Source organism: Burkholderia sp. Ac-20349 (genome assembly GCF_017104865.1).
Taxonomy (GTDB): domain Bacteria; phylum Pseudomonadota; class Gammaproteobacteria; order Burkholderiales; family Burkholderiaceae; genus Burkholderia; species Burkholderia aenigmatica.
Genome location: NZ_JAAGPM010000092.1, coordinates 22,030 through 31,525 on the forward strand (window position 1 = coordinate 22,030; position 9,496 = coordinate 31,525).

A 9,496-nucleotide genomic window follows, 5' to 3' on the forward strand; every position below is an offset into this window, starting at 1 on the left:
TAAGATGTGCGTCCGTTCCCCGCTATTCCGCGTTTCCGGAGACGTTTCATGCTGAAACACGGCCTGGCCGTCCTGCTCGCGAGCGTCGCGCTCGCCGCCCATGCACAGAGCCCCGCACCGGCCTCCGTCGCGTGGGAAATCCAGGTGGTGCGCGACGGTCAGACCATCGACACGTTCCAGCAGCGCACCACCGTGGGTCAGACCCGTACCGATACCCATCGCTATCCGTCCGCCGTGCCGGTCGGCTGCGGCAATGCCGCGCGTGTCGTGCCGACCGAGCGCTCGCGCTCGGTGACGGTCGCGCCGCTCACCGTCGATGCCGGCGCGAACACCGTGTCGCTCGCGCTCGACGTGCAGGAAACGATCGACGACGAAGGCGCGAAGCCGGCCGATCCGTGCCTGCCCGCGTCGCCGCGGCAAATCGTCGCGAGCCACCCCGGCCTGACGGTCGGTGGCGACGCGTGGACCGACTGGACGCTCGTCGAACAGCATCCGCACCTCGTGTACCGCGTGCGTGCGCACGTCGCGAAGGATTGAGCGTCATGTCCGCCGACGCCCTGTCCCTGCCGTTCGCCGAACCGCACGCCGCGCCCGACGAACTCACCGCGGTGAGCTGGAACCTGCACAAGGGCCGCTCGCCGCTCGGCTTCACCGCGTGGAACGCGATGCGCAACTGGATGCAGTCGACGCACGCCGACGTGTATTTCCTGCAGGAAGCAATGGCGCGCCGCATGCCGCGCCCCGTGCTCGCGCCCGGCTTCGGCGCGCCGATGGACGACGCGGTCGACGACGTATGGCACTGCCAGGCCACCGAGATCGCACATGCGCTCGACTGGCAGATCGCGCTCGGGCCGAACGTGTTCAAGCCGTCGTGGCGGCACGGCAATGCGATCCTGTCGCCGCATCCGCTCGACCTCGGCGGCCGCTGGGACATCTCGGCACACCGCTTCGAGCGGCGCGGGCTGCTGGTCGCACGTGCGACGCTCGCGGGTGCGCGCCCGGTCACGCTGCTGTGTGCGCACCTCGCGCTCACGCGCGCCGCGCGGTTGCGCCAGATGCACTGGATCGCGCACTGGATCGTGCGCAACGCAGGCGACGGCCCGCTGATGCTCGCCGGCGATTTCAACGACTGGCGCAACGATTCGGTCGCGCTGTTCGGCGAGATCGGGTTGTCCGAGGTCGCGACACTGCTCGGCGAATCGGGCCGCACGTTTCCCGCGTTCTCGCCGGCGCTCGCGCTCGACAAGATGTTCGTGCGCGGGCTGACGCCGCTCGAATGGCGCGCACCGTCCGGCGAGGCCGCGTGGCTGTCGGACCACCTGCCGTACATCGCGCGCCTGCGCCTCGATCCGCAATAACGTTCCCGGGCCGGATTTCAGCCCGCTTGCGCGCCGCCAAAGCGCGGCCGCGCGGCGCGCGCTACATTAACGGGTCGCCCTTTCCGCCAGCGCCCGCCATCGGGCTGCCCACCATGACCTACCTGCCGATCCTGCTGCAAATCGCCGTCGTCTATCTCGTCGCGGCGATCACCCCCGGCCCGAATTTCTTCATGATTTCGCAACTGTCGCTCGCGGGGCGGCGCAGCCTCGGTGCCGCGTCGGCGCTCGGCGTCGGCACCGCGTCGGTCGCATGGGCGACGCTCGCGATGCTCGGCCTCGCGGCCGTGCTGCACCAGGTCGAATGGCTGTACGAGGCGATCCGGATCGGCGGGGCCGTGTACCTCGTGTACTTCGGCTTCAAGCTGCTGCGCGCGGGCATCCGCCGCGATGCGGCGCCGGCCGACGCGCCCGACGAACGCGCGCCGCTGGCCGCGCCGCACGCGCGCGACTACCTGCGCGCGTATCGCAGCGGCCTGTTCACCTGCCTGACGAATCCGAAATCGTGCGCATTCTGGACCAGCGTGTTCGCGGCGATGCTGCCCGCGCACGTGCCGCTGTGGTTCAACGGCGCGGTGCTGGTGACGATCGGCGTGCTGTCGGCCGGCTGGTATTCGTGCGTCGCGTACCTGTTCGCGAGCCCGCGCGCGCAACGCGGCTACCGGCGCGTGCGGCGCCCGCTCGACGCGCTGTGCGGCGTGGCGCTCGTCGGCCTCGGCGCGAAACTCGCGGCCGAACGCTGAAAACCGAAAGCAGATTGAAATAATTCGTTGCGCCAAATCCGCGCAGCCACGGGGGTCAAGCCCGCGATCCGCGTCAACAGGGTAAAATAACGAGTTCCTCAATCGTCTGTCATCGAGAAGGCGCGTGTCCGACGCGCCGGCCGGCCGATCCGCGATCGGGCCGACGCACTCGGTTTTTTTGCCCGTTTTTGGGCCCGTTACTCGCGTTCGCTACGCGCGTCCGTTTTCAAAGCCATGAGCAAATACGACACCGCCACCGTCCAATCCGTCCATCACTGGACCGACACGCTGTTCAGCTTCACCTGCACCCGTGAGGCGAGCCTGCGCTTCAACAACGGCGAATTCACGATGGTCGGCCTCGAGGTCGACGGCAAGCCGCTCGCGCGCGCCTACTCGATCGTCAGCCCGAACTACGAAGAGCATCTCGAATTCTTCAGCATCAAGGTGCAGAACGGCCCGCTGACGTCGCGCCTGCAGCACCTGAAGGTGGGCGACACCGTGCTGATCGGCAAGAAGCCGACGGGCACGCTGGTCGCCGACAACCTGCTGCCGGGCAAGACGCTGTGGATGCTGTCGACGGGCACGGGCCTCGCGCCGTTCATGTCGATCATCCGCGATCCGGACATCTACGAACGCTTCGACAAGGTGATCCTGACGCACACGTGCCGCCTGAAGGGCGAGCTCGCGTACATGGACTTCATCAAGCACGACCTGCCGGGCCACGAGTACCTGGGCGACATCATCAAGGAAAAGCTCGTCTACTACCCGACGGTCACGCGCGAAGCGTTCGACAACGAAGGCCGGATCACCGACCTGATCTCGACGGGCAAGCTGTTCACCGACCTCGACGTGCCGCCGTTCTCGCCGGAAAACGACCGCGTGATGCTGTGCGGCAGCACCGCGATGCTGAAGGACACGACCGACCTGCTGAAGCAGGCCGGCCTCGTCGAAGGCAAGAACAGCGCGCCGGGCCACTACGTGATCGAGCGCGCCTTCGTGGATTGATCGATCCCCAAATTTGCGCGTCATCAAGAACCGGAGCGAAAGCTCCGGTTTTTTTTCATCCCTACTTGGCGAATTCGTAACAAATTGGGATCATCCCATCTCAAATAGTTACATTTGGATACGTCATCGTCCGGTGTTCGGGTGTCAGTGTTTTTCCTACAACACGTTCATTCCGATTATTCACATTTACCCTTAAATGTCCGCCCGACATGACCTTTTCAGAAATTTTGAGATATTATTCGCCGCGCGTGGTTGCCGTTCGGATGAGAGTGGAAGGGTCGGATGCAAGTGTTACAAGACGTAACTTTTGTTACCTCGGCAGGGGGCGATTCTCTGGCGGCGACCGTCATCGAAACGGCAGCCGATCCACGCAGCCAGCCGGTGTCTGAACCGCTTTCTGACAGCAGGGAGAGTCATGGATACGTCGCTTAACGCGCCCTTGGGCGCCCACGCCCCGTTCCCGTCGCAACCGCTCGTGCCGAGCTGCGTCGCGACTCCGCCCATCGCCGACGCCGCGTCGAAACGCGCCACCTCCGCCGCGCGGATCGCAGCGCTGTCCGCCCAACTGCTCGCCGCCGACGAAGCGGCCCGCCGCCACCTGGCCGGCGAATTGCATGACGGGCTCGGCGCCGAACTCACCGCCGCGCGTTTCGCGCTCGCAAACGTTCAAACGTGGCTGCCGGCCGATGCGCCGGACGGGTGCCTGCGCGCGCTGGAGCTGGCTCAGCAGGCGCTCGACGCCGCCACCGACGCGAATCGCCGGCTGATCGACGAGCGCGACACGCCGGCGCTCGACGCGGGCGTGGTCGGCGCGCTGTCGTCGTGGGTCGACACCCATGCGGCACGCACCGGCCTGCGCACCAGCTTCGTGTGCGCAGCCGACGCACGCCTGACGCAGATCGCCGGCGCCAGCGCGCTCGCGGTGTTCCGCGTCGCGCAGGAAGCGTTGTCGAACGTCGCGAAGCACGCGCGCGCGACGTCGGTCGACGTGCGGATCGCCGCCGACCGCACGCATCTGTCACTGATTGTCTCCGACGATGGTACCGGTTTCTCCCGGAGCCGCCGCACCGGCTACGGCCTCGCCGGCATGCGCGCCCGCTGCGAGGCGTTCGGCGGCCGCTTCGAGACGGCCACGCCGGAAACCGGCCACGGCACGCGCGTCACCGCGCGCTTCGCTTGGGATTCGCTGCTCGCGGTGCCCGCCGCGGCCCGCCGCGCGTCGCTTTCGTGAGGTCGTCATGAGCCTGAACATCCTGCTCGTGGACGATCACGCGATCGTCCGGCAAGGGATCCGCCAGTTGCTGATCGACCGCGGCGTCGCACGCGACGTCACCGAGGCCGAGAACGGCGGCGACGCGATGGCGGCCGTCGACAAGCAGGAATTCGACGTGATCCTGCTCGACATCTCGCTGCCGGACACGAACGGCATCGAAGTGCTCAAGCGCGTCAAGCGCAAGCTGCCGCGCACGCCGGTGCTGATGTTCTCGATGTACCGCGAGGATCAGTACGCGGTACGCGCGCTGAAGGCCGGCGCCGCCGGCTACCTGTCGAAGACGGTCAATGCCGCGCAGATGATCGGCGCGATCCAGCAGGTCGCGGCCGGCCGCAAGTACGTGAGCCCCGCGATGGCCGAGGCGCTCGCCGAATACGTGTCGTTCGAGAACGAGCCGCTGCCGCACGAGAAGCTGTCCGACCGCGAATACCAGACGCTCTGCATGCTCGCGTCGGGCAAGCGGCTCACCGACATCGCGAACACGCTGTCGCTGTCCGTGAAGACGGTGAGCGTGTACCGGTCGCGGCTGCTCGAGAAGATGCGGCTGTCGAACAACGCGGAACTCACGTTCTACGTGATGAGCAACCGGCTCGTCGACATGGCGCCCACGGCCGGCGCCTGATCTCCCCGCCCCGATTCAACTGATTCAACCGACTCGTCCGATCCCGCGACGCGGCGCACGCCGCGCCGCGGCCCGCTGGCACCCGTCTGGCGCGCAAGCGCTTGTTTTATCGGACGATTTCGCGGCGCGCCGCTGCGCCGCAGCGGGTTTTGTGCGCCAAATCGGCTAAAATTACGGGTTTTCACTCAATCAGCGCTACCGCACCCGCGCGCGCTGGCGATTCATCCGCAATGTCTCTCTTCCGCAAGAAAAACGTCGATCGCATGATCGCCGGCGCACATGCCGCCGGGCTCAAGAAAGCGCTCGGCGCGATCGACCTCACCTTCCTCGGCATCGGCGCGATCATCGGCACCGGCATCTTCGTGCTGACCGGCACCGGCGCCGTCCAGGCCGGCCCGGCACTGATGCTGTCGTTCGTGATCGCCGCGATCGCGTGCGGCCTCGCGGCGCTGTCGTACGCGGAATTCGCGTCGACGATCCCCGTCGCCGGCTCGATCTACACGTATTCATACGCCACCCTCGGCGAGCTCGTCGCGTGGATCATCGGCTGGGACCTGATGCTCGAATACGGCCTCGCGTCGTCGGCCGTGTCGGTCGGCTGGTCGGGCTACCTGCAGTCGCTGCTGCAGGGCTTCGGGCTGACGCTGCCCGCCGTGCTGACGGCCGCGCCCGGCGCGGTGCCGGGTGTCGTCACGTGGTTCAACCTGCCCGCGTTCCTCGTGATGATCGTGATCACGACGCTGCTGTCGATCGGCATCCGCGAGTCGACCCGCATCAACAACATCATGGTGTTCATCAAGGTGTCGGTCGTGCTGCTCGTGATCGCGGTCGGCGTATTCCACGTGACGCCCGCGAACTGGAAGCCGTTCATGCCGCACGGCTGGAACGGCGTGTTCGGCGCGGCGGCCGTGATGTTCTTCGCGTTCATCGGCTTCGACGCGGTGTCGTCGGCGGCCGAGGAAGTGAAGAACCCGAAACGCGACCTGCCGATCGGCATCATCGCGTCGCTCGCGGTGTGCGCGGTGCTGTACGTGACGGTCGCCGCGGTCGCGACCGGCATCGTGCCGTCGGCCCAGTACGCGAACATCTCGCACCCGATTTCGTACGCGCTGCAGGTTGCCGGCGAGAACTGGGTCGCGGGCTTCATCGATCTCGGCGCCGTGCTCGGCATGCTGACCGTGATCCTCGTGATGAGCTACGGCCAGACCCGCGTGATCTTCGCGATGTCGCGCGACGGGCTGCTGCCGGCGGCGCTGTCGCGCGTGCACCCGCGCTACGCGACGCCGTTCCTGACGACCTGGCTCGTCGGCCTGTTCTTCGGGCTGATCGCCGCGCTCGTGCCGCTCAACGTGCTCGCCGAACTGATCAACATCGGCACGCTTGCCGCGTTCTCGATGGTGTCGGTCGCGGTGCTCGTGCTGCGCCGCACGCACCCCGACCTGCCGCGCGCGTTCCGCTGCCCCGGCGTGCCCGTGGTGCCGATCCTCGCGGTCGCGTCGTGCCTGTTCCTGATGCTGAACCTGAAGCCCATCACGTGGGCCGCATTCGGGGTGTGGCTCGTGATCGGCCTCGTGATCTACTTCCTGTACTCGCGCCACCACTCGAAGCTCGCGCACGGTCACCACGACGCGCACTGAGCGCCGTCGTCGCGCGCGCCTGCCGCGCGCGATGCGCGACCACCCGCGGGGCCACCACCGGCCCCGCGCGGCAACCGCCTCCCCCGAACCGGCCGCTGCGCCGTTCCCGCGCTCGATCGCTGTCCGATCGTCGCAATATCTTGCCCGATCCTCCGGATCGGCCCGCACGCGCCACCGCACCGCCTGCGCATGCGCGCCGCGCGGTTCATAATCCCGCCATCGAACGACGGTCCCGGGTAGCGGGCCGTCCGGCAACAGGAAGAAGATGATGGAAAGCGTCGATCTCGATGTATTGAAATCCAGCGCACGCTGGCTCGAAGAAGGGCGCCGCGTGCTGCTCGTGACGGTCGTGAAGACGTGGGGCTCGTCGCCGCGCCCAGAAGGCGCGATGCTCGCGGTGCGCGAGGACGGGCTCGTGGTCGGCTCCGTCTCCGGCGGGTGCATCGAGGACGACCTGATCGCCCGCGTGCACGCTAGCGGGATCGCAGCCGACGCGCGCCCGGAAGCGCTCAAGTACGGCGTGACGGCCGAGGAAGCGCACCGCTTCGGGCTGCCTTGCGGCGGCACGATCCAGCTCGTGCTCGAGCCGCTCACGCGCGACAGCGGGATTGCCGCGCTGTGCGCGGAAGTCGAGGCCGGCCGCCTCGTCACGCGCACGATGACGCTCGCGACCGGCCGTGCTTCGCTGTCGCCCGCGCAGGCGGCCGACGGGCTCGCGTTCGACGGCGAGCGGCTCGTGACGATCCACGGGCCGCGCTACCGGATGCTCGTGATCGGCGCCGGCCAGTTGTCGCGCTATCTGTGCCAGATCGCGGTCGGGCTCGACTACCAGGTGACGGTGTGCGATCCGCGTGAGGAATACACGGATGCGTGGGACGTGCCGGGCACGCGCGTCGTGCATACGATGCCCGACGATACGGTGCTCGACATGAAGCTCGACGCGCGTTCGGCCGTGATCGCGCTCACGCACGATCCGAAGCTCGACGATCTCGCGCTGATGGAGGCGCTGAAGACATCCGCGTTCTACGTGGGCGCCCTCGGTTCGCGGCGCAACAACGCGGCACGGCGCGAGCGGTTGCGCGAATTCGACCTGAACGAAGCGGAACTGGGCCGGCTGCACGGGCCGGCCGGCATCTACATCGGCAGCCGGACGCCACCGGAAATCGCGATCTCGATCCTCGCCGAGATCACCGCCTCGAAGAACAACGTGTCGCTGCCGACGATCCTGCAGGTCGAGGGCGCAAAGGCTGCGCGCGAAATCGCGGCGAACAGCGGCGCGGCCTGCGGCCTCTGAGCGGTGCCGACGCCGGCGCGCGGTCGCGCCGGGTACGCGTCCGCAGCGTGCAAAGCGGACAAAACCGACGAAAAGGCACGCGCCGGCGCCAGGCCGGCGCGATGACCGCCGATCAGGTCAGGCCGGCGGCAAGCGCCGCGGCGACCGAACCCACCACCAGCACGACGCCGACCGTGCGGCGCTTGTTCAGCTCGGTCCACAGCAGCACGCCGGTCAGCGACAGCAGGATCAGCGAACCCGCGATCGTGTCCATCAGCAGCACCCAGCCGAGATTCATCCCGACGCCGCGATGCAGGTTGTTCAGCGTCGTCAGGAACGTGTTGCCCGTGCGCTTCACCGCGACGTAGCCGTTGCCGACCCAGTATTCGGCCTGCAGGTTCTGATGCGGACCGAACAGGCCCATCTGCCAGTGCTCCGGCTGCATCACGCGCTTATCGCCCCACGCCACGGGCTGTGCGGGCTCCTTGCGCATGCGGCCCGGCTTGCCGTCGAAATGCAGTTCGTGCTGCAGCCACTTCATCATCGCGGCAGGCGTCTTCGGCGCCGGATCCGGCAGCGCGATCTGCATCTCCTCGACCTGCGGCTCGCCGGTCGAAATCTTCAGCGGCGGCGCACGGTGGTTGAGCAGCACGCCCGTCACGCCGAACAGCAGCCCGAGCACCGCGCCCCACAATCCGACCCAGCCGTGCACCTTGCGCAGCCACTTGATGAAGGTTGCGCGGCGCGAACGCTGGCGGCGCGCGGCCAGTTCGTCGTCGCTCAGCGGGCGGGCCGCCGGGTGCAGCACGGTGACGCCCGCGCGGGAAGTACCCGTCTTGGGCGGAGTGATCGTTTCGGGCGCGTTCACGCGAAAGTTTCCATTCGTTCAAAACAACGGGCGGCGCGCAGAGCATGCGCGCCGCCCGAGCAGCATGAAAATGAGAATGGATATCATTACACAAATCTATCGCCGGCTCAATCCGCCAGGGTGCGTGGCGGCGCCCCCGAAGAGAGCGGAAATGCGGACGAAGCGCATGCGTTGCGCCACGATGCCGATCAATAGAACGAAAATGCCGACAGAATGACCGTGAAAGGCCGAGACAGTATTTCGTAATAAATCACGCGGTGCCGGCCCGTCAGCGCAGCGGCGGCAGCGGAAAGCGCGGCGCGGCGTCGTCCGGCGCGGGCTCGGTGCGGTCGAGCGAGTAAAGCCACGCGAGCAGATCCGCGACCGCCTGGTAGAGCTGTGGCGGAATCCGGTCGTCGAGGTCGACCTGCATCAGCAGCGACACCATCTCCGGTGCCGTATGCACGTACAACCCCGCGTCGTGTGCGCGCGCGACGATCATCTCGGCGAGCGCGCCGTAGCCCTTTGCAACTACGCGCGGCGCCGTGTCGCCGCCCTTCGGATCGTAGACGAGCGCGGCCGCGCGCTTGCGGGACGCGGCGAGGCCGGACGCCCTCGTTGAAATAGCCAACCACCGCAAACGCGTCATCGCCGCCGTTGATCACCTCATTGTTCGTAATGGTGATATCCGAGCTTGCCTTGGTCACATGGATGCCGTCA

The 9,496-nt window shown here is 67.5% G+C and carries 10 protein-coding genes; 8 read left to right on the forward strand and 2 right to left on the reverse strand.

The window, feature by feature from the left end; genetic code table 11:
- The first annotated feature begins 48 nt into the window (after positions 1-48).
- The 8 genes from G3N61_RS25955 (at position 49) to G3N61_RS25990 (ending at position 7,950) form a co-directional block, all read left to right on the forward strand.
- A complete protein-coding gene (locus tag G3N61_RS25955; protein ID WP_043184671.1) occupies positions 49-537 on the forward strand; it encodes a hypothetical protein in 489 nt (162 codons plus the stop codon).
- A 5-nt stretch (positions 538-542) separates the two neighbouring features.
- On the forward strand, positions 543-1,358 hold the full coding sequence (locus tag G3N61_RS25960) for an endonuclease/exonuclease/phosphatase family protein (RefSeq protein ID WP_011353499.1): 816 nt from the start codon (positions 543-545) through the stop codon (positions 1,356-1,358).
- 113 nt (positions 1,359-1,471) lie between these two features.
- Positions 1,472-2,119: a LysE family transporter gene (locus tag G3N61_RS25965; protein WP_043184672.1), complete on the forward strand. Its 648-nt coding sequence runs from the start codon at positions 1,472-1,474 to the stop codon at positions 2,117-2,119.
- A 234-nt stretch (positions 2,120-2,353) separates the two neighbouring features.
- Entirely contained in the window at positions 2,354-3,124 is a 771-nt protein-coding gene (locus G3N61_RS25970; protein WP_043184673.1) for a ferredoxin--NADP reductase, read from the forward strand.
- Positions 3,125-3,539: 415 nt separating this feature from the next.
- Positions 3,540-4,355, forward strand: a complete 816-nt coding sequence (gene rqpS / locus G3N61_RS25975; RefSeq protein ID WP_089451415.1) for a quorum system sensor histidine kinase RqpS — start codon at positions 3,540-3,542, stop codon at positions 4,353-4,355.
- Positions 4,356-4,362: 7 nt separating this feature from the next.
- Positions 4,363-5,019, forward strand: a complete 657-nt coding sequence (gene rqpR / locus G3N61_RS25980) for a response regulator transcription factor RqpR (protein ID WP_043184675.1) — start codon at positions 4,363-4,365, stop codon at positions 5,017-5,019.
- Between the two features lie 230 nt (positions 5,020-5,249).
- Entirely contained in the window at positions 5,250-6,656 is a 1,407-nt protein-coding gene (locus G3N61_RS25985; RefSeq protein ID WP_089451416.1) for an amino acid permease, read from the forward strand.
- A 268-nt stretch (positions 6,657-6,924) separates the two neighbouring features.
- A complete protein-coding gene (locus G3N61_RS25990; protein ID WP_205823917.1) occupies positions 6,925-7,950 on the forward strand; it encodes an XdhC family protein in 1,026 nt (341 codons plus the stop codon).
- Between the two features lie 112 nt (positions 7,951-8,062).
- Here G3N61_RS25990 and G3N61_RS25995 read toward each other — a convergent pair whose 3' ends face one another.
- Both G3N61_RS25995 and G3N61_RS26000 read right to left on the reverse strand, forming a co-directional pair.
- Positions 8,063-8,797: a PepSY-associated TM helix domain-containing protein gene (locus G3N61_RS25995; RefSeq protein WP_043184678.1), complete on the reverse strand. Its 735-nt coding sequence runs from the start codon at positions 8,795-8,797 to the stop codon at positions 8,063-8,065.
- Between the two features lie 268 nt (positions 8,798-9,065).
- Positions 9,066-9,401, reverse strand: coding sequence for an EscU/YscU/HrcU family type III secretion system export apparatus switch protein (locus G3N61_RS26000; RefSeq protein WP_346778586.1), 336 nt, complete (start codon positions 9,399-9,401; stop codon positions 9,066-9,068).
- Positions 9,402-9,496: the final 95 nt, after the last annotated feature.